20 protein-coding genes are annotated in these 16,680 nt (G+C 68.6%); 9 read left to right on the forward strand and 11 right to left on the reverse strand.

Annotated elements, in window-relative coordinates:
• The first annotated feature begins 14 nt into the window (after window positions 1–14).
• Both JOE59_RS07805 and JOE59_RS07810 read left to right on the forward strand, forming a co-directional pair.
• Window positions 15–1,037, forward strand: a complete 1,023-nt coding sequence (locus JOE59_RS07805; protein ID WP_204459649.1) for a LacI family DNA-binding transcriptional regulator — start codon at window positions 15–17, stop codon at window positions 1,035–1,037.
• A complete protein-coding gene (locus JOE59_RS07810) occupies window positions 1,030–2,139 on the forward strand; it encodes a hypothetical protein (protein WP_204459650.1) in 1,110 nt (369 codons plus the stop codon). The genes JOE59_RS07805 and JOE59_RS07810 overlap by 8 nt, the downstream gene beginning before the upstream one ends.
• Here the strand turns inward: JOE59_RS07810 and JOE59_RS07815 are convergent.
• Complete coding sequence (locus tag JOE59_RS07815; RefSeq protein ID WP_204459651.1) at window positions 2,132–2,731, reverse strand: TetR/AcrR family transcriptional regulator; 600 nt, start codon at window positions 2,729–2,731, stop codon at window positions 2,132–2,134. The genes JOE59_RS07810 and JOE59_RS07815 overlap by 8 nt on opposite strands.
• A gap of 184 nt (window positions 2,732–2,915) precedes the next feature.
• On the opposite strand from JOE59_RS07815, the gene JOE59_RS07820 reads away from it, so the two are divergent.
• Complete coding sequence (locus JOE59_RS07820) at window positions 2,916–4,034, forward strand: aminotransferase-like domain-containing protein (RefSeq protein WP_204459652.1); 1,119 nt, start codon at window positions 2,916–2,918, stop codon at window positions 4,032–4,034.
• Window positions 4,035–4,113: 79 nt separating this feature from the next.
• Window positions 4,114–5,001, forward strand: a complete 888-nt coding sequence (locus JOE59_RS07825) for an SDR family oxidoreductase (protein WP_204459653.1) — start codon at window positions 4,114–4,116, stop codon at window positions 4,999–5,001.
• 196 nt (window positions 5,002–5,197) lie between these two features.
• On the opposite strand, the gene JOE59_RS07830 is transcribed toward JOE59_RS07825, so the two are convergent.
• On the reverse strand, window positions 5,198–6,229 hold the full coding sequence (locus tag JOE59_RS07830) for an NADP-dependent oxidoreductase (protein WP_204459654.1): 1,032 nt from the start codon (window positions 6,227–6,229) through the stop codon (window positions 5,198–5,200).
• A gap of 98 nt (window positions 6,230–6,327) precedes the next feature.
• Between JOE59_RS07830 and JOE59_RS07835 the strand changes: the two genes are divergently transcribed.
• Window positions 6,328–6,903, forward strand: coding sequence for a TetR/AcrR family transcriptional regulator (locus JOE59_RS07835; RefSeq protein ID WP_204459655.1), 576 nt, complete (start codon window positions 6,328–6,330; stop codon window positions 6,901–6,903).
• Window positions 6,904–6,990: 87 nt separating this feature from the next.
• Here JOE59_RS07835 and JOE59_RS07840 read toward each other — a convergent pair whose 3' ends face one another.
• The 3 genes from JOE59_RS07840 to JOE59_RS07850 are packed head-to-tail and all read right to left on the reverse strand — an operon-like array spanning window position 6,991 to window position 8,259.
• Window positions 6,991–7,443 (reverse strand): hypothetical protein, encoded by a 453-nt coding sequence (locus tag JOE59_RS07840; RefSeq protein WP_204459656.1) that lies wholly within the window; start codon window positions 7,441–7,443, stop codon window positions 6,991–6,993.
• A 13-nt stretch (window positions 7,444–7,456) separates the two neighbouring features.
• Entirely contained in the window at window positions 7,457–7,993 is a 537-nt protein-coding gene (locus JOE59_RS07845; protein WP_204459657.1) for an Imm21 family immunity protein, read from the reverse strand.
• The gene (locus tag JOE59_RS07850; RefSeq protein ID WP_204459658.1) at window positions 7,993–8,259 is read right to left on the reverse strand and encodes a hypothetical protein; all 267 of its coding nucleotides are present in this window, start codon (window positions 8,257–8,259) and stop codon (window positions 7,993–7,995) included. Before JOE59_RS07850 ends, JOE59_RS07845 begins: the two co-directional genes overlap by 1 nt.
• An 81-nt stretch (window positions 8,260–8,340) precedes the next feature.
• Between JOE59_RS07850 and JOE59_RS07855 the strand changes: the two genes are divergently transcribed.
• On the forward strand, window positions 8,341–9,696 hold the full coding sequence (locus JOE59_RS07855; protein ID WP_204459659.1) for a flavin monoamine oxidase family protein: 1,356 nt from the start codon (window positions 8,341–8,343) through the stop codon (window positions 9,694–9,696).
• A gap of 7 nt (window positions 9,697–9,703) precedes the next feature.
• Here the strand turns inward: JOE59_RS07855 and JOE59_RS07860 are convergent, their stop codons facing one another.
• The gene (locus JOE59_RS07860; protein ID WP_307836999.1) at window positions 9,704–10,138 is read right to left on the reverse strand and encodes a M15 family metallopeptidase; all 435 of its coding nucleotides are present in this window, start codon (window positions 10,136–10,138) and stop codon (window positions 9,704–9,706) included.
• A gap of 297 nt (window positions 10,139–10,435) precedes the next feature.
• On the opposite strand from JOE59_RS07860, the gene JOE59_RS07865 reads away from it, so the two are divergent.
• The 3 genes from JOE59_RS07865 to JOE59_RS07875 are packed head-to-tail and all read left to right on the forward strand — an operon-like array spanning window position 10,436 to window position 12,883.
• On the forward strand, window positions 10,436–11,131 hold the full coding sequence (locus JOE59_RS07865; RefSeq protein WP_204459661.1) for a response regulator transcription factor: 696 nt from the start codon (window positions 10,436–10,438) through the stop codon (window positions 11,129–11,131).
• 10 nt (window positions 11,132–11,141) lie between these two features.
• Window positions 11,142–12,218: a sensor histidine kinase gene (locus JOE59_RS07870; protein ID WP_275581142.1), complete on the forward strand. Its 1,077-nt coding sequence runs from the start codon at window positions 11,142–11,144 to the stop codon at window positions 12,216–12,218.
• Window positions 12,215–12,883 carry a VanZ family protein gene (locus JOE59_RS07875; RefSeq protein ID WP_204459663.1) on the forward strand — a complete coding sequence of 223 codons (669 nt, stop codon included), beginning with the start codon at window positions 12,215–12,217 and terminating at the stop codon, window positions 12,881–12,883. Before JOE59_RS07870 ends, JOE59_RS07875 begins: the two co-directional genes overlap by 4 nt.
• Here the strand turns inward: JOE59_RS07875 and JOE59_RS07880 are convergent.
• The 5 genes from JOE59_RS07880 to JOE59_RS07900 form a co-directional block, all read right to left on the reverse strand.
• Window positions 12,880–13,440, reverse strand: a complete 561-nt coding sequence (locus JOE59_RS07880) for a dihydrofolate reductase family protein (protein ID WP_204459664.1) — start codon at window positions 13,438–13,440, stop codon at window positions 12,880–12,882. The two genes, JOE59_RS07875 and JOE59_RS07880, sit on opposite strands and share 4 nt — an antisense overlap.
• 77 nt (window positions 13,441–13,517) lie before the next feature.
• Complete coding sequence (locus JOE59_RS07885) at window positions 13,518–13,895, reverse strand: DMP19 family protein (RefSeq protein WP_204459665.1); 378 nt, start codon at window positions 13,893–13,895, stop codon at window positions 13,518–13,520.
• A gap of 53 nt (window positions 13,896–13,948) precedes the next feature.
• Window positions 13,949–14,800: a DUF6999 family protein gene (locus JOE59_RS07890; protein WP_179549887.1), complete on the reverse strand. Its 852-nt coding sequence runs from the start codon at window positions 14,798–14,800 to the stop codon at window positions 13,949–13,951.
• Window position 14,801: 1 nt separating this feature from the next.
• Window positions 14,802–15,503, reverse strand: a complete 702-nt coding sequence (locus JOE59_RS07895; RefSeq protein ID WP_204459666.1) for an iron-containing redox enzyme family protein — start codon at window positions 15,501–15,503, stop codon at window positions 14,802–14,804.
• Window positions 15,500–16,642, reverse strand: coding sequence for a 3-oxoacyl-[acyl-carrier-protein] synthase III C-terminal domain-containing protein (locus JOE59_RS07900; RefSeq protein WP_204459667.1), 1,143 nt, complete (start codon window positions 16,640–16,642; stop codon window positions 15,500–15,502). The genes JOE59_RS07895 and JOE59_RS07900 overlap by 4 nt, the downstream gene beginning before the upstream one ends.
• Window positions 16,643–16,680: the final 38 nt, after the last annotated feature.

The raw sequence follows: 16,680 nt of genomic DNA on the forward strand, positions 1-16,680 counted from the left end.
GAAAGGGGAGCCGAATGGCCAAAGTCGGCCTGGCAGCCGTCGCTGAGGCGGCCGGAGTCAGCGAGGCGACGGTGAGCAGAGTGGTCAACAACCCCTCCGTCGTCGCCTCGGAGACCCGCCGCGTGGTCGAGGAGGCGATGCGCCGCGTCGGTTACACGCGACCGACGCACGGCAGCCTGGTGCTGCTCGTGACCCCCGGCATCCGTGATCCGTTCTTCGCGCATCTGGCCGATCGCATCGCCGCCGCCCTGGGGCCTCAGGGACTGCGGGCGGTCATCTGCTCCGCGCCGGTCGGCGGTACGCAGGAGCTCGACTTCGTCACCGCGATGATCGATGCCGGGGCGGTCGGCGTGGTGTTCGTCTCCGCCAGCAACACCCTCGAAGAGGCGGAGCCGGCGGTCCACCGCCTGCTCACGAGCCGAGGCATCCCGTTCGTCTGCATCAACGGCAACTTCCCCGGAGTGCCGGCGCCCGGCCTGTCGACCAACGACCTGATGGCGTCCGAGCTCGCGGTCGACCACCTCTGGCACCTCGGTCACCGCCGCATCGGGCTTGCCGCCGGACCGGTCGGCAATCGCCCCAGCGAGCTGCGCGTGGAGGGCTTCATCGCCGCGTTGCGGATGCGTGGTGACGACGGCCCGTTCCACGTCGTGCGCCACGAGTACAGCATCGAGGGGGGCATCTCGGCGACGACCGCACTGCTCGACGACTCGCCCCTGACGGCGATCGTCGCGGCGAGCGACGAGATCGCGCTGGGAGCCGTCAGAGCCGTACGACGACGCGGGCTGCGCGTTCCGGAGGACATCTCGATCGTCGGCTACGACGACGTCTACCCGCTCGACTACGCGGACCCGCCGCTGACCTCGGTGCGGCAGCCGCTCGAGCGGCTGGCCGAAGCCGTCGTGCCGGTGATGACCCGCCTGCTGAAGCACCGGACCGTGCATCGCGGCGAGCTCCTCTTCGAACCCGAGCTCATCATCCGCAGCTCGACCTCGGTTCCGCCGACCCCGAGCCGACGGAATGACGGCCATGGCTGAGCGCGGAACGACGTCCACGGGGACGCGCCTGGACACGACGGCGCTCGAGGAGCGCATCGACCGGGCAGCATTGACGGCGTTCCGGAACCGCTTGCCGCCCTCGATCCGGCCGAACCTCGCTGCGATCTTCTGGCCGACCGGCCTGCTGCTCGTCGCGGCCCTTGTGCTGCTCGTCTTCTGGACGTCGTTGCTCGGTGATGATCTGCTGTCCCCCTCCGACCCGGGCGAAGGCTTCGCCGCATGGTTCCTGCTCCTGCCGTATCTCGGGTTCGTCGCGGTGTCGGCAGCGCTCGTCGTCCGCGCGCTCGTCCGACGCGCCGGTCGGCGCCAGTACCGTCTCCACCGGTTCGCTGCGGCGAACGGCATGACGTATGCACCGGTGCAGCCGGGCCCCGCGCTGCCGGGAATGATCTTCACGCGGGGCGGCACGGAGCTCGCCTACGACGTGATGGCGCGGGGTGGGAGGCATCCCGTCTCCATCGCCAACCATCACTCCACGACAGGCGAGGGCAAGGGCCGGGAACGCCACCGATGGGGATACGTCGCGGTACGACTGCCGGTGACTCTGCCGCACCTCGTGCTCGACGCGAAGGGCAATAACGCGCTCGGCCGCCGGAATCTGCCGGTCGAGTTCGCTCGGCGTCAGCGACTGCGCCTCGAAGGCGAGTTCGACCGGTACTTCGAGCTCTACTGCCCCGAGGAGTACGAGTCGGATGCGCTCTACCTGTTCACACCAGACGTGATGGCCGCGTTCATCGACACCGTGGCGGAACTCGACGTCGAGATCGTCGACGACCACCTGTTCCTGTACTCGCGCAAGGACCTCTCCACCCTCGATCCGGCGACCTGGGTGTGGTTGTTCTCCGTCGTCGACGCACTGACCGAGCGCGTGTCGCGATGGGAGCGCTGGCGCGACGAACGACTCGGCTCCACCCACGTGGCGTCGTCGGCCGAGGGTGCGCCGGTGATCCGTCGCCCACCACCCGGTGTCGCGAAGCAGGGCAGACGGATGTCGCGCCGCGTCGAGTGGCTCTGGATCGCGGGCGGCCTGCTCGTGTTCCTGATCGGCGTGTTCTCGATGATCGAGGACGCCGTCACCTGAGGCGCCGACCGGGCCCGTCGAGTTCGGCGAGCGCCGCGGTGATCGTGTGCTCGATCAGGGCGGTGTCGATCGCCTGCAGTCCGGGGAGCAGCGCGCGCATGAGCAGCGGTCCGGTGAGCAGGTCGCTGATCCATTCCACGTCGACGGATGCCTCGACGACCCCGCGATCGATCGCGCGCTGCACGGCGCGCGTCGTCGCCGTGCGCCGAGGGCCGAGGAACTCCTCGGAGAAGCGCCGTGCTGCATCGGGTTGGAGCGAGAGGTCGTCGATCAGGCCCGGGAGGCCGCGCACGATGAGCGGGTGGGTGAACAGCTCCAACCGATGGCGCTGGATCGTGCGGAGGTCGGTCTCGAGATCCCCGGTGTCCACGCCCGGATCGGTGCCGAAGCGGTCGCTCAGCACCGCGATCGCGAGCTCTGCGGTCGTGCGGAATCGTCGGTACACGGCAGCACGCGTCGTCGCGGCATCCTGAGCCACCCGGCCGATCGTGAGGGCCCGGTAGTTCTCGACCTCGATGATGCGCGCCGCCGCGTCGAGGATCGCCCGATCGATGCTCTCGTGCCGTGGTCGCCCCAACACCGTTGCCGCCATACGATACATTCTGTACCGTAAAGCTACGAGCGCGCCATCCGACCACGACGGCGGCCTCGCCCGGCCGGGGACACGATCGAGACGGCCATCAGATCCCGACGTTCCCGCACTCTGCCGGTGAGGTACCATGCACGCTCCACTCCCCCGTCTCTCCCAACGCTCCGGCGGCACGACGCGGTCGCCGGTGCGCGATCTCCTCGCGCTCACCGAGAACCCCGACGTCATCTCGTTCGCCGGCGGCCTGCCTGCCCCCGAGCTCTTCGACCTCGACGGCCTCCGGCGCTCGTTCGACGCGGCCCTGATCGATCCGGGCGGCCTGCAGTACTCGACCAGCGAAGGCAACCCGGCGTTGCGCGAGTTCATCGCCGATCGCTACACGGCACAAGGTCTGCCGACGACGCGCGACGAGATCCTCATCACGACGGGATCGCAACAGGCCCTCAGCCTGCTGGCGCTCTCACTGCTCGACCCGGGCGACGTGGTGCTGGTCGAGCGACCGAGCTATCTCGCGGCACTTCAGGCCTTCACCATGGCGGGGGCGCGCATCATCGGCGTGCCGATGAACGCCGAGGGGATCGACCTCGACGAGCTGAACGCTCTTGCCGAGCAGCACCGCCCGAAGCTCATGTACACGGTGCCGACGTTCCAGAACCCGACCGGCGGCTCCCTCGAGCTCACGACGCGCGAAGGGCTCGCCCGGCTGGCCACCAGACACGGCTTCCGCATCATCGAAGACGAGCCGTACCGCGAGCTGCGCTACTCGGGCGAGCCGATGCCGTACCTCGCAGCCCTGGCGAAAGAGCACGTCATCACGGTCGGCAGCTTCTCCAAGGTGCTCGCCCCCGGTCTCCGGCTCGGCTGGATCCGGACTCCTGCCGATCTCCACTCCGCGGTGGTCGTGACGAAGCAGGCCGCTGACCTGCACACCTCGACCGTCGATCAGGCCGCGGCGGCGCACTACCTGACCGGTGGCGGCCTCGAGACCGCCCTCGACCGCATCCGCGCGGCCTACGGCGAGCGCCGGGACGCGATGCTCGCCGCCCTGCCTCAGACGCTCCCTGCCGGGAGCACATGGAGCACCCCGCACGGCGGGATGTTCGTGTGGGCCACGCTGCCGACCGGGCACGACAGCACACACCGACTCGCAGCGGCGATCGAGCAGTCCGTGGCGTACGTGCCGGGCGCTCCGTTCTATGCGGAGCGGCCGGATGCCTCGACGATGCGACTCTCGTTCACCACGTACGAACCCGCCAGGATCCGAGAGGGGCTCAGCCGACTGGAGCGGGCGTTCGCGCGAGCGTGATCCGGGTGGTCGACCGCGCTCGACCACTCTGCGAGACATCCGGACCATACTGGTGGTGTTCGCATGGAGGGAGTCCGCCATGTCACGACGATCCGAAGAGTCGCGCTCGCGTGTCGCGCTGATCACCGGTGCGACCGGCGGCATCGGCAAGGCGACCGCGCTCGGACTCGCCCGAACCGGCATGCAGCTCGCGATCGTCGGTCGGGATCGAGAGCGCACCGACGCGATCGCACGGACGGTCCGCGAGGCGGGCGCCGCAGACGTGCAGGCCTTCGTCGCCGACCTCTCCTCGCAGGCCGAGGTGCGGCGTCTGGCCGACGAGGTGCTGCAACGCCTGCCGCGCCTCGACGTGCTCGTCAACAACGTCGGCGGGTTCTGGCAGACCCGGCATCTCACAGCCGACGGACTCGAGCGCACGTTCGCGGTCAACCACCTCGCGCCGTTCCTGTTGACGAACCTCCTCCTCGACCGGCTGAAGCAGAGCGCACCATCGCGTGTCGTCACAGTCTCTTCCAACGCGCATCGCACCGGGCGTGTCGACTTCGACGACCTGCAGGGTGAGCGCAATTACTCGGGGTCGCGCGCCTACGACCAGTCGAAACTCGCGAACGTGCTGTTCGCGTTCGAACTGGCGAGACGCTTGCGCGGCACTCTGGTCACCTCCAACGCCCTGCATCCCGGAGTGGTGCGCACCGCCTTCGGCGCAGAGGATCCCGCAGCGGTGCAGCGGTTCATCGTGCCCGTGCTCAAGCCCTTCATGAAGACACCCGCTCAGGGCGCGGCGACCTCGATCCACCTCGCCACCGCGCCCGATCTCGAACAGGTCACCGGCGGATTCTTCTCGAACAGCAGGCGCGTGCGCCCGTCGAGGCGCGGCGAGGACCGCGCTGACGCCGAGCGTCTCTGGCGGGTGAGCGCCGAGCTCGTGGGCATGGACGCCCCAGCGGTGGAGGGAGAGCGTCGATGACGACGTCTCATGTCGTGAGCATTCTGCTGATCGTTCTGCCGATCGCGTTCAACCTCGCGTTCGCCGCCCTCGCGAAGACCTTCGATCACCCCGACATCCTTCGCCGACCGACACGGGAGATCCTCGCGCGCTTCCGCGCGGGCGGGTCCGGCCTCGTGCTGCTCTTGAGCCTGGCGGCGGACTCGCTCGGCCTGGCTCAGTCCTCTGTCGTGCCGCCGCCCACGCGCACGAGCATCTTGCCGGTGTTCGCGCCGCGCATCATGTCGAGAAACGCGTCGACGGTGTTGTCGATGCCGTCGACGATGGTCTCGTCGTAGGCGATGCGCCCCTCCGAGAACCAGCCGGTCATCCTGCCGTTGAACTCCGGCGCGAGGTGGAGGTATGCCGCGAGGGTGAACCCCTTGACCGACAGACCGCGGGTGATGATGTTCGCCAGGTTGTCGGGACCGACCGCCTTCTCCGTCGTGTTGTAGCTCGTGATCGCTCCGCAGAGGGCGATCCGGCCGCCGTCGTTCATGACGTCGAGGGCGGCCTCGAGGTGGTCGCCGCCGACGTTGTCGAAGAACACGTCGACGCCGTCGGGCGCGAGCTCTGCGAGCTGCTCGCGCACTGGGGCATCCTTGTAGTTGAACGCGGCGTCGTAGCCGTACTTCTCGGTCAGCAGGCGCACCTTCTCGGCCGAGCCGGCCGAACCGATGACCCGGCCGGCTCCGAGCAGCTTCGCGATCTGCCCGGCAGCGGTGCCGACGGCACCGGCGGCGCCCGAGATGAAGACGGTGTCGCCGGGCTTCATGCCCGCGATGGCGGTGAGGCCGACGTAGCCGGTCAGCCCCGTCATGCCGAGCGTGCCGAGGTACAGCGACAGGGGCACCCCGGGGAGCTCGGGCACGACCCGGAAGGTCGCCGCGTCGTGCTGCACCATGTCCGACCAGCCGTGCTGGTGCAGCACCACGCTGCCGACCGGGATCGATTCGGCCTCGGATGCCACGACGCGCCCGATCGCCCCGCCGGCGATGGTCTCGCCGAGGGCGTACGGCGCGACATAGCTGCGCACGTCGTTCATGCGACCGCGCATGTACGGGTCGACCGAGACGAACTCGTTCCGCACGCGGATCTGGCCCGGCTGCAGGTCGCCGTACGCGACCGTGGTGATGCGGAAGTCGGCCGGGGTCGGCCACCCCTCGGGGCGGGCGATGAGCTGGATGTGCGTGCTGGTCGCGTTCGACACGTGCTGCTTCACTTTCCCGGCCTCGTGGGCCGTGTTTCATGTAACGGTCGTTCCAATATATACTGGACTGACCGTTACGCAAAAAGGGGAGCCGGCACATGGGCCGACAGCAGATGTTCGACACCGCAGAGGTCGTCCGCGCCGCTCGCACCGTCTTCTGGCAGCACGGGTACGAAGATGCCTCGATTCCCGACCTCGAAGCGGCGACCGGGCTCAAGCGTTCGAGCATCTACCACGCGTTCGACAGCAAGCGCGGGCTCTTCGACGCAGCGGTGAACAGCTACCTCGACGAGGTCGTCCGCCCGAGGCTCCGGCCGCTCACGGTCCCGCAGGTCTCCCCTGACGCGATCGTCGAGTACTTCACCGGCCTCCGTGCGGCACTCGAACGGTCGGACTCCTTCACCGCCGAGAACGGCTGCCTGCTCATCAATGCCGCGGGCGCCCCGATCGCTCACGACGCGGCCGTCCGCGAGTCGGTCGCCGCCTATCGCGGCGAACTGCACACGGCCATCCGCAGCGGCATCGCGGCCAGATACCCCGACCGACCGGCCGACGAGGTCGATCGTCTCGCCGAGACCTGCACCGCCCTCGTCGTCGCGACCTTCGCGCTCACCCGCGTCGACGCCGACGCGGCGCTCGGCAGCCTCGATGCTGCGCAGCGACTGGTCGACTGAACACGCTCCCCGCCTGCAGAGCAGCGACTCCGGGTCTGGTGCAGGCCTGCTCAGGCCACCTGGGGCCCGGAGCCCGGGGCTCGGCGCTCAGGCATTCGGTCCGTCGAAGTAGCCCGGCGGCGCAACGAGCACCGACTGGAAGAAGTGGCCCTGCTCTTCATCGGGGTTCTCGTCCTCGACGAAAGGTCGCCACAGCGACAGCAGGAGCGCCGGAGCCACGTAACTGCGGCCGCCCTCGTCCTCCTCGAGCTCCGTGAACTCGGAGAGTTGCTCCACGACTCGCGCAGCCGGCGTGCCCAGCAGGTCGATGCCGCGGTACTCGACGCGCACCGGGCCGTAGGGGCGGGACACCTCGATCGCGCCCACCGTTCCGCCGGGGGCGGGTTCGAGTTCGATCGACATGCCGCTGTCGTAGACCGCAGGCAACCCCGACTGGGGATCGTGGCCGTCGATGGTGGCGAGCGCGCGCTTCGCCTCATCCATGGTCATGCCGATTCGGACCGGGCCCACGGCCTCGGGGGGAACGATGTCGATGATCATGCACTTCACCCTGTCACACCGGTGCCTCGGGAGACAGCCGGACCAGCAGAAGCCAGGTGTCGTCGTCGGGCTCGACGTCGGCGGTCTCGACCCGGTAGCGGCCGGGCGCGAGATCGACGCGCAACGACGAGGTGCTGCCGAGATCGTCCGCGGCGAAGGCGGAGTCGAAGAGCACGACGGGCCCCGGCACGTCCCAGTGCGCGGCCTCCTCCCACCTGGCAACCTCGAGTGCCCGCCCGAGTGCGCCCACCGCCGCCTCCGCGCTGTCGGCGGCCGGCACGCGGAGGAACAGGGAGCGCTCCGAGACGAACGTCGTCGGGGCGGGGTCGTCGCCGAGCACGAGAGCGGGCGTACCGCCGACGTCGATCACCCCTGCGTACCCGGCGACCGCGCAGGCACGCCCGTAGTCGCCGACTCCCTCCTCGACGCCGTCGTCCAGATCGTCATCCTCGTCGTCCGCCCCGTGCCAGGCTTCGAGCACCGACTCGGGCACGGCGATCAGCGGCCCGCCTCCGGTCTTGACCCACGCACTGTTCGTCTGGTCGGCCATCAGGCCTCGATCCACTCCGTGCCGTCGCCCGGGCGGATCCGGGCCAGTCCCGACAGGCCGAGCCCGACGAGCACGCCCAGCACGCGGCGAACCACCTCGTCTCGCGGCGCCGCTGGATCGATGTCGACGTCGAGGTGCGCCCCGAACGCGCCGGATCCGGCCCCGCTCACCTCGCCGAGGTCGGCGAGTGCGTCGTTCAGCTCGTCCTCGACGTCGTCCCGGTCCACCGGGAGCCTGCCGTCGAAGCGGATCTCCATGAAGTCCATGCCTCCATCCTCACCCGGAACCCGCCCGCAGGTCGATGGCGATGTCACGCGCGGCGTCGTCGACCGATAGCGTCGGAGGGCATGCGGCATCCGCTCGAAGGAGAATCGGTGAGAGACCAGGTCGACACAATCGTGATCGGTGCGGGGGTGGCGGGCCTGACCGCCGCTCGACTGCTGGCGAGAGCCGGACGCCGGGTCGTGGTGCTCGAGGCCCGCGACCGGGTGGGCGGCAGGGTCTGGACCGATCGCCGCGACGGGCTCGTCACCGACCTCGGCGCCTCATGGATCCACGGCATCACGCGCAGCCCCGTCGCCGAGGCGGCCGAGGCGTTCGGCATGGCGATGGTGGAGTTCACGGTCGGCGGGTATCAGCCCGACAGCCGGCCGATCGCGTACTTCGGCCCCGATGGCGAGCGGCTCCCGGATGTCGCGGCGCAGCGTTTCACGGGCGACATCCGCACGCTCGACGCGGCGCTCGTCGAGGTGGTGGCGGCATCCGACCCGGATGCCTCGTACCGCGACGTGACCGAGGCTGCGCTCGCCGCCCAGACGTGGGACGCAGAACGCACCCAGCGCGTGCGCGAGTTCCTCGAGCATCGGGCGGAGGAGCAGTACGGGGCGTGGATCGAGGATCTCGCCGCGCACGGCCTCGACGACGACTCGATCGACGGCGACGAGGTCGTGTTCCCCGACGGGTACGACCGGCTTCCCGAGCACCTCGCGGCCGGACTCGACATTCGTCTCGAGCACGTCGTGTCCCACGTGCGATGGTCGGCCGACGGCGTCGTCGTCACGACCGATCGGGGCGTGTTCACGGCCGACACCGCCGTGGTGACGGCGCCGGTCGGCGTGCTGCATTCCCCCGAGTTCGTCGTCGAGCCGCCGCTTCCCGACCCCGTGGCGGGCGCACTCGGCCGGCTCGAGATGAATGCGTTCGAGAAGGTCTTCCTTCGGTTCCCCACGAAGTTCTGGGACGACGGGGTCTACGCGATCCGGCAACAGGGACCCGAGAGCCGCTGGTGGCACTCCTGGTACGACCTCACCGACCTGCACGGCACGCCCACGCTCCTGACCTTCGCGGCGGGCCCCACGGCTCGAGCGACGCGCGCCTGGGACCGGGACCAGGTCGTCGAGTCCGTTCTCGCGCAGCTGCGCAGGCTCTACGGCGAGCGCGTGCCGCAGCCGAGCACCGTGCACATCACGGCGTGGCAGGATGACCCGTTCGCCCGTGGCTCGTACGCCTACATGACGGTCGGCTCCACGACGGCCGACCACGACGACCTCGCGACCCCCGTCGGCGGCGTCCTCCACCTCGCCGGCGAGGCGACGTGGACGGATGACCCGGCGACGGTGCCTGCGGCGCTGTACTCCGGGCACCGGGCGGCGTCGAACATCCTCGGGCGCGAGCTCCCGATCGACGAGGTGTGGGCCGACTGACCGACGGTCACTGCTGCATCCTCGGATCCTCCGTGGGGTCGAAGTACTTCGCCGGGCACCCTTGATCGATCGCCTCCGGGTGCAGTTCGAAATGCCACGGCTCATTGTCGTAGATCGGGCACAGGCCGTACCGGGCACCGTGGTCCGACACCCAGTCGGTCGCGTCATAGGAACCGATGTCGACTGCGCCTCCGGCGACGTGAGCGGAGGTCTCCGCGGTCGCGACCCACCGAGCGGCCTCCTGCTCGGACCCGTAGTCGGCCACGGCATCGCGGAGCAGTTGCTCCTGGTACTCCGGCGAGCGCCAGCCGCTGTTGACGACGAACTCGATCCCGTCCTCGCGCGCATCCGACGCCGCGTCGCGCAGGGCCTGCAGCAGGTCGGGGTCGAGGTTGACGACCCCGGGATGCTGCTCGTCGAAGGCGGACACGCCATCGGGCATCGCACCATCGGCCTCGGTGATGGCCCCGTCGGCGGTGGCCATCGCCATGCCACCCTGCGGCTGCGTGTCAGCTGGGCCGGCGGATGTCGCTGCCAACGATCGGGCGAGGGATCCGACCATCATCGTGACCGCGACGACGATCGCGATGAGGACCACAGCAGCCCAGAGGATCCTGCGATACCGAATTCGAGATGTTGCATGGTGACTCATGCCGCCAGTCAACGCAGCCCCGTGTTGCCCGCCCGTATCCGGTTTCGGATACGCCCGCGATACGCGGTAACTCCTAGCATTGCCAGCATGCGTGTGTTGGTGGTTGAAGACGAACCCTTCATGGCGGAGGCCATCCGCGATGGGTTGCGCCTGGAGGCGATCGCGGCGGATATCGCCGGCGACGGGGACACGGCGCTGGAACTGTTGAGCATCAACACCTACGACATCGCCGTCCTCGACCGGGACGTCCCCGGCCCGTCGGGCGACGAGATCGCCGAGAGCATCGTCGCCTCCGGCAGCGGGATGCCGATCCTGATGCTCACGGCCGCCGACCGGCTGGACGACAAGGCATCCGGATTCGGAATCGGTGCCGACGACTACCTCACCAAGCCGTTCGAACTGCAGGAGCTCGTGCTCCGGCTTCGAGCGCTCGATCGCCGGCGTGCGCACAACCGGCCGCCGGTGCGCGAGATCGCCGGGCTGCGCCTCGACCCGTTCCGACGCGAGGTCTACCGCGACGGCCGATACGTCGCGTTGACCCGCAAGCAGTTCGCCGTGCTCGAGGTCCTCGTCGCCGCGGAGGGCGGTGTGATCAGCGCCGAAGAGCTGTTGGAGCGTGCGTGGGACGAGAACGCCGACCCCTTCACGAACGCCGTGCGCATCACCGTCTCGGCGTTGCGGAAACGACTCGGCGAGCCCTGGGTCATCGCCACGGTGCCCGGCGTCGGCTACCGCATCGACATCGGGCCGGCCGCTCAGGGCGAGGCCGGTCGGCATGAGTAGGGCTCCAGGAATGAGCGTCCGACTCAAGCTGACCCTCAGCTATGCGGGTTTCCTGACGGTCGCGAGCGTGCTGCTGTTGGCCGCGGTATGGCTCTACCTCCTGCGCTACGTCCCCACTCATGCAGTCCAGACGATCGGCGGTTTCGTGCCCGGCCAGGGCGATCTCATCCGTGCGTTCGGTCCGGTGGTGACTGTGGTCCTCTTGTTCCTACTGGTCGTCGGGCTGGTCGGTGGATGGTTCCTCGCGGGCCGCATGCTCGTACCGCTGGACCGCATCACCGAAGCCACGCGCAAGGCGGCCGACGGGTCGCTCTCGTATCGCATCGATCTGGAGGGACGCAACGACGAATTCCGCGAGCTCGCCGACAGCTTCGACGCCATGCTCGCCCGGCTCGAGGCGCACGTCGCCGAACAGCAGCGATTCGCCGCCAACGCCTCTCACGAGCTGCGCACCCCGCTCGCGATCACGCAGACCATGCTCGAGGTCGCGCGCAGTGATCCGAGCAACGTCAGCCCAGCAATCATCGACCGTCTCAGTGCGGTGAACACCCGGGCCATCGACCTCACCGAGGCGCTGCTCCTGCTCAGCCGCGCCGATCAGCGGTCGTTCACCCGAGCGGTCGTCGACCTGTCACTCCTCGCGGATGAGGCAGTCGAGACGCTGCTGCCGCTCGCGGAGCGGCGCGGCGTCACCATCGAGGCATCCGGTGCCATCGCCCTCACGCTCGGCTCCCGAGCGCTCCTCCTGCAGACGACCACGAACCTGCTGCACAACGCGATCGTGCACAACCTGCCCGAACACGGCACCGCATCGCTCATCACCGCTGTCGACGACGGATCGGTCACGTTGACGGTCGAGAACACCGGCGAGCAGCTCCCGCCGCAATTGGTCTCCACGCTCACCGAGCCGTTCCAGCGGGGCACGGAACGCATTCGCGGTGACCATGGCGGTGTCGGTCTGGGCCTCGCGATCGTCAAGAGCATCGTGAATGCGCACGACGGAACTCTCACGGTCGTCGGCCGCCCCGAAGGCGGGATGCGCGTCACGGTGCAGTTGCCCGCCGCGGCGTCGGGCGCTGCCCGATGACCGTCGACGAATCGCCGCGTTCGTCGACGGCGGGCGGCGGCGATCCGACTCGCGGCACTCGGCGCTTCGTGCTGCCCGCCCTCTTCGCGCTGTACCTCGCGTTGCTCGCCTGGATCGTGATGTGGAAGCTCGAAGTCCCTTATTTCGGCATGGGCGGGCTGCGTCAGGTCAAGCTCGTCCCGTTCGTCTCCAACGCCTGCAACGGGGCGAGCGCACCATCCGAGGTCGTCGCGAACATCGTGCTCTTCATCCCGTTCGGCCTCTACCTCGGTCTGCTCGCGCCGTCGTGGCCATGGTGGAAGGCCACGTTCGCGATCGCCGGGGCGAGCCTCGCGCTCGAGGTCGCCCAGTACGCACTGTCCGTCGGCAGTTCCGATGTCACCGACCTGATCACCAACACCGCGGGCGGCCTGATCGGGCTCGTCCTCCTCGCCGTCGTGCGCCGCCGGCTGGGCGAGCGAACCTTCACGGCCATGACGCGATTCTGTTCGGGCCTGACGGTGCTCGCCCTGATCGCCACCGCAGCGTTCATCGCGTCGCCAGTGAGCTTCGCGCCCCAGCGGGATGTCTCGGTCTCCATGCCGGGCGCACCGGGAACGGGTCCTGGGATGCGAAGCGGCGAGCGCGAGCAGATGAATCGTGAGGCGCGCGACCTGCAGTGCTAGTGCACGACGCGATGCCGGAGGTAGACGACCCCCGAGTCGAAGGCGCGACTCTCGAGCAGTTCGAGATCCACGTGGCGCTCCTGCTGCGCGAAGAACGGGATGCCGCCCCCGACCAGCACCGGGTAGACCCTGACCCGGTATTCGTCGATCAGGTCGAGCGCGGCCACCTCGGCGGCGAGGGTCGCGCCTCCGATCGCGATCTCACCGTCGCCGGGCTCGGCTCGCAACCGTTCGATCTCCTCCGCGACGCTGCCGGTTGCCAGACGGGAGCTGCCCTGCACCTGAGAGAGCGTCGTGGAGAACACCACCTTCGGGAGCGGATTCCAGAGCGTGGTCCACTCACGCTCCGCGTCGTCGAGGTCGCCCGGATCGACGGTCTCCCAGTACAGCATCGTCTCGTACAGCTTGCGTCCCATCAGGTGGACGCCGACACCCCGTATCTCGTCGAAGGAGAGTCGGAACACCTCCGGGTCCGGGACGCTCCAGTCGAACCCGCCGTCGGGGCCGACGATGTAGCCGTCGAGCGAGGCACTCATCGAATATGTGACGCTGCGCATCGGATGCCCTCCTCAGTCACTGGTTCGACGATACGGCCCCGACTGCCCCTTCCGGAAGGCTCCCGCGATGCCGACCGTCAGTACGAGTGAGCGGTGAGTCTCCCGTCGATGTCTTCGACGGCCTCGAGCCGATACAGCCGGTCGTCGAGTGCTGCGAGAGCGTCGTCGAAGTCTCCGGCGTCGAGCATCGCAGCGCGATCGTCCGGCTCGCGCGGATACGGAGTCCCCATCAGGCTCATCGCGTCGCGCAACAGCACTGCCCACTCTTCACCGACCAGTCCGGGCAGCGCGTCCAGCGCGATCTCAGCCGTGTCGCCACCCCAGTACCGGAAGTAGGAGTCGAATCCGCCCGACGTCACTTCCTGCCTCAGATCGAGGACTGCGTACAGGCGCTGCTGCTCGATCGGAAGGCTGGATCGATCGGCTTCACCGAATTCCACATACGCGTCCCACACGCGACAGATCCTAGACCTCCACCATTGCTCGGTGATCGGGTGCAGCGCTCGCGTCAGTCGAACTCGACGCTGGTCTGGCGCGGGTACTCTCCCCCGGCCAACTTCACGAGGCGCGCGTGCGCGTACTCGCACACGAGCGCGTGCCGATAGACCATCCGTGGCACGTCGACGTTCGAGTCCATCCAGAGGCTCATGCCCGCCAGCTTCCAGTGGCGGAACGTGTCGTCGTCGGTGACGAGGGCGAGGATCTCGAGGAACGAGTCGTCGAACCGGATGGAGTGCACCGCACGTCGGTATTCCTCGACCGTGAGCGCCATCGAGAACGGGATGTTCATGAAGCACAGAGCGGTCTGGATGTCGAGGCGGACGAACCGACGGCGCTGTCGTTCGGCGTCGAGCGGCGGGATGTCGAGCTGCGTGAAGTCGAGCCTCTCGGGCCGCGTCAGCTGTACCGCGTCGAGCGCGATGAGCACGTCGTAGACGTTGACGTCGTGCTCGACGACGGCCTGATCACCGAGCCCCGAGAGCGCCTCGGGGCGCAACGTGACCGGTTCCATGTCGACCGGGGTATTGCGGATGATGAAGTTGACGAGATTCGTCTCGACGACGAAGTGCCGGATGAGCAGCTCGACGGCATCGGGCGACACGAATCGTCGAAGGAACCAGACGCACAGCACGTCCATCGTGTGGAGCGGCATCCACCGGAACGGCAGCACGCGCTTCACGATCGAGATGAGCGCGACCAACACGCGCGACAGGATACGTGCGATCGGGTAGAGCCAACGCCGCGAGAGGCGTCGTTGGTCGTCGATGATCAGTCGCACGAGCGCGCGGTCGAGTGGCACGGATGGATCGGCGTACACCGCCTCCCACATGCTCGGGTCCGAACGGACGAACTCCGCCATGTCAGTGATCCAGCTCTTCGAGTTGCAGCGCGTACAGGCGGGCCACCACCTGCGCGCAGCGCACGATCTCGTCGGCTGCGGCGTCATCGATCATGCCGGAGGTGAGGATCGCCTCGAGGTCGCCGGTGTGCTCGCTGTCGGCCTCCTGGTGGTACTGCATGAAGTGCACCTGGCTGTCGGCGAGTCCGAGCACCTCCTGGAATCTGCCGGCCCATCCCGCGGCGCGCTTCGCGCCGAGCCCTTCGATGATGAACATCGCACCGAGCAGACCCACCGGGTTCGGCTGATCCGCGTAATTGAACATGTACCCCGAGAGCGCTTCGGAACCGATGTTCTTGCGCCCTGCGCGCAGATCGGTGAGCGACCCGCCGATCGCGACGTAGTCGCGTTCGAGCATGAGGTAGTCGCGGTGCTCCTCTTCGGCGTGCTTGATCGCCGCCGCGCGCAGCTCGAAATGGTCGATGTCGAAGTTGGATGCGGCACGGGAGATCCACGGCGAGCCGTCGACGACCTGCTGGCGGAGGTTGAAGAGCAGCCGCCGGTAGTCGTCGATCGTCACCGTGCCGTCGTCGAGCCGGCGGAGCACGGGCACGCGCTCCAGGTACCGCTCGAGCTCGACCCACACGTCGGCGAGCCGGTCGAAGAGGGTTGCGACATCCGCAGGCTGCAGCTCGGCGGACGCGGTCGTCGTGTCGGTCGTCATGTGGTGGCTCCTTGCTGATCGGGTGGGGCGACAACGGTGAGGTGGGCGAAGGCGAACGAGAATCGACCCGACTCGGGCACCGCCAGCAGGATCGTCTCGCCGGGGCTGAACCGACCGGTGCGCCAAGCCTCTTCGAGTGCGATGAAGATGCTCGCCGAACCGGTGTTGCCGCGGGTCTCGAGGTTCGAGTACCACTTGTCGGTGTCGAGTGAGGGGATGCGCCGGCGCAGCCCGTCGAACGCGGCATCGCGGAACGCGTTGGTGCTGTAATGGCAGACGACGTGGTCGAGGTGATGGACGTCGACGAGGCCGATGTCGACGAGTTCCTCGAACTGGCGGATGCCGGCCTCGGCGAGGTCGTCGAGCACGGTGACGTCTTGACGCAGCACGAACATGCCGCTCGCCTCGGCCTGGGCGACGCCGACATCCTGCCAGGTATTGCCGACAACGGGCTCGATGCCGTCCATGCCCGCCCGCATGCATACGTCGTGCTCATGAGCGAGCGAGACCTGACGCACCCAGTCGACCCGCAGCGACGGCTTGCTCGGGTGCGGCTGGAACTCGACGACGACGGCACCGGCGCCGTCGGAGAGCATCCAGCGCAGGAAATGGGAGTCCATGCCGGCACGGATGTCGTCGAAGCGGCGCTGCCGCAGGCTGCGGCTGGACAGCTCCGACCCGACGACCGCGACGACCGGGTGGTCGCCGAGCCTGACCTTGCTCACGGCCGCGTCGAGCGCGGCGAGCCCCGAGGCGCAGACACCCGATGCCGACAGCAGTTGCATCGGACCGCCGCCGAGTCGACCGTGCACCATCGACGCGAAGCCCGGCACGAGCACGTCGCCCATGGTCGTCGCGCAGGCGAGCATTCGTACGTCGGACGCGTCGATGCCCCGGTCGTCGAACGCAGCGCGAAGCGCCTTGACGGCGAGTTCCTCATTGAGCTCGGTGGGCTCGCCGTGCTCGTCGAGTGCGTAGTGCCGCTGCCGGATGCCGTTCGCGTCGAGGATGCGGCGGCGGATTCGCTCGGTGACCGCATCGTCGCCACCGAGTCGCGCCGCGATGCCGTCGTTGTCGACGGGATCGCCCGGAAGATACCGGCCGAAACCGGTGAGATACGCCGTCGCAGTCGAGCCCATGGTGATGACCATAGGGCACCGAGCGGGCAGTGGTCCGA

Origin of the sequence: Agromyces cerinus, from assembly GCF_016907835.1 — a bacterium.
Taxonomy (GTDB): Bacteria; Actinomycetota; Actinomycetes; order Actinomycetales; family Microbacteriaceae; genus Agromyces; species Agromyces nitratus.

Excerpts from the sequence above, each read along its gene's own strand:
- JOE59_RS07860 (WP_307836999.1), bottom strand. The coding sequence starts at position 10,138 with ATGCCCGATGGCGTGTCCGCCTTCGACGAGCAGCATCCCGGGGTCGTC.
- JOE59_RS07825 (WP_204459653.1), top strand. The coding sequence starts at position 4,114 with ATGTCACGACGATCCGAAGAGTCGCGCTCGCGTGTCGCGCTGATCACC.
- JOE59_RS07895 (WP_204459666.1), bottom strand. The coding sequence starts at position 15,503 with ATGACGACCGACACGACGACCGCGTCCGCCGAGCTGCAGCCTGCGGAT.
- JOE59_RS07805 (WP_204459649.1), top strand. The coding sequence starts at position 15 with ATGGCCAAAGTCGGCCTGGCAGCCGTCGCTGAGGCGGCCGGAGTCAGC.
- JOE59_RS07850 (WP_204459658.1), bottom strand. The coding sequence starts at position 8,259 with ATGGACTTCATGGAGATCCGCTTCGACGGCAGGCTCCCGGTGGACCGG.
- JOE59_RS07810 (WP_204459650.1), top strand. The coding sequence starts at position 1,030 with ATGGCTGAGCGCGGAACGACGTCCACGGGGACGCGCCTGGACACGACG.
- JOE59_RS07865 (WP_204459661.1), top strand. The coding sequence starts at position 10,436 with ATGCGTGTGTTGGTGGTTGAAGACGAACCCTTCATGGCGGAGGCCATC.
- JOE59_RS07875 (WP_204459663.1), top strand. The coding sequence starts at position 12,215 with ATGACCGTCGACGAATCGCCGCGTTCGTCGACGGCGGGCGGCGGCGAT.
- JOE59_RS07845 (WP_204459657.1), bottom strand. The coding sequence starts at position 7,993 with ATGGCCGACCAGACGAACAGTGCGTGGGTCAAGACCGGAGGCGGGCCG.
- JOE59_RS07870 (WP_275581142.1), top strand. The coding sequence starts at position 11,142 with ATGAGCGTCCGACTCAAGCTGACCCTCAGCTATGCGGGTTTCCTGACG.
- JOE59_RS07815 (WP_204459651.1), bottom strand. The coding sequence starts at position 2,731 with ATGGCGGCAACGGTGTTGGGGCGACCACGGCACGAGAGCATCGATCGG.
- JOE59_RS07840 (WP_204459656.1), bottom strand. The coding sequence starts at position 7,443 with ATGATCATCGACATCGTTCCCCCCGAGGCCGTGGGCCCGGTCCGAATC.
- JOE59_RS07855 (WP_204459659.1), top strand. The coding sequence starts at position 8,341 with ATGCGGCATCCGCTCGAAGGAGAATCGGTGAGAGACCAGGTCGACACA.
- JOE59_RS07835 (WP_204459655.1), top strand. The coding sequence starts at position 6,328 with ATGGGCCGACAGCAGATGTTCGACACCGCAGAGGTCGTCCGCGCCGCT.
- JOE59_RS07880 (WP_204459664.1), bottom strand. The coding sequence starts at position 13,440 with ATGCGCAGCGTCACATATTCGATGAGTGCCTCGCTCGACGGCTACATC.
- JOE59_RS07900 (WP_204459667.1), bottom strand. The coding sequence starts at position 16,642 with ATGGGCTCGACTGCGACGGCGTATCTCACCGGTTTCGGCCGGTATCTT.
- JOE59_RS07890 (WP_179549887.1), bottom strand. The coding sequence starts at position 14,800 with ATGGCGGAGTTCGTCCGTTCGGACCCGAGCATGTGGGAGGCGGTGTAC.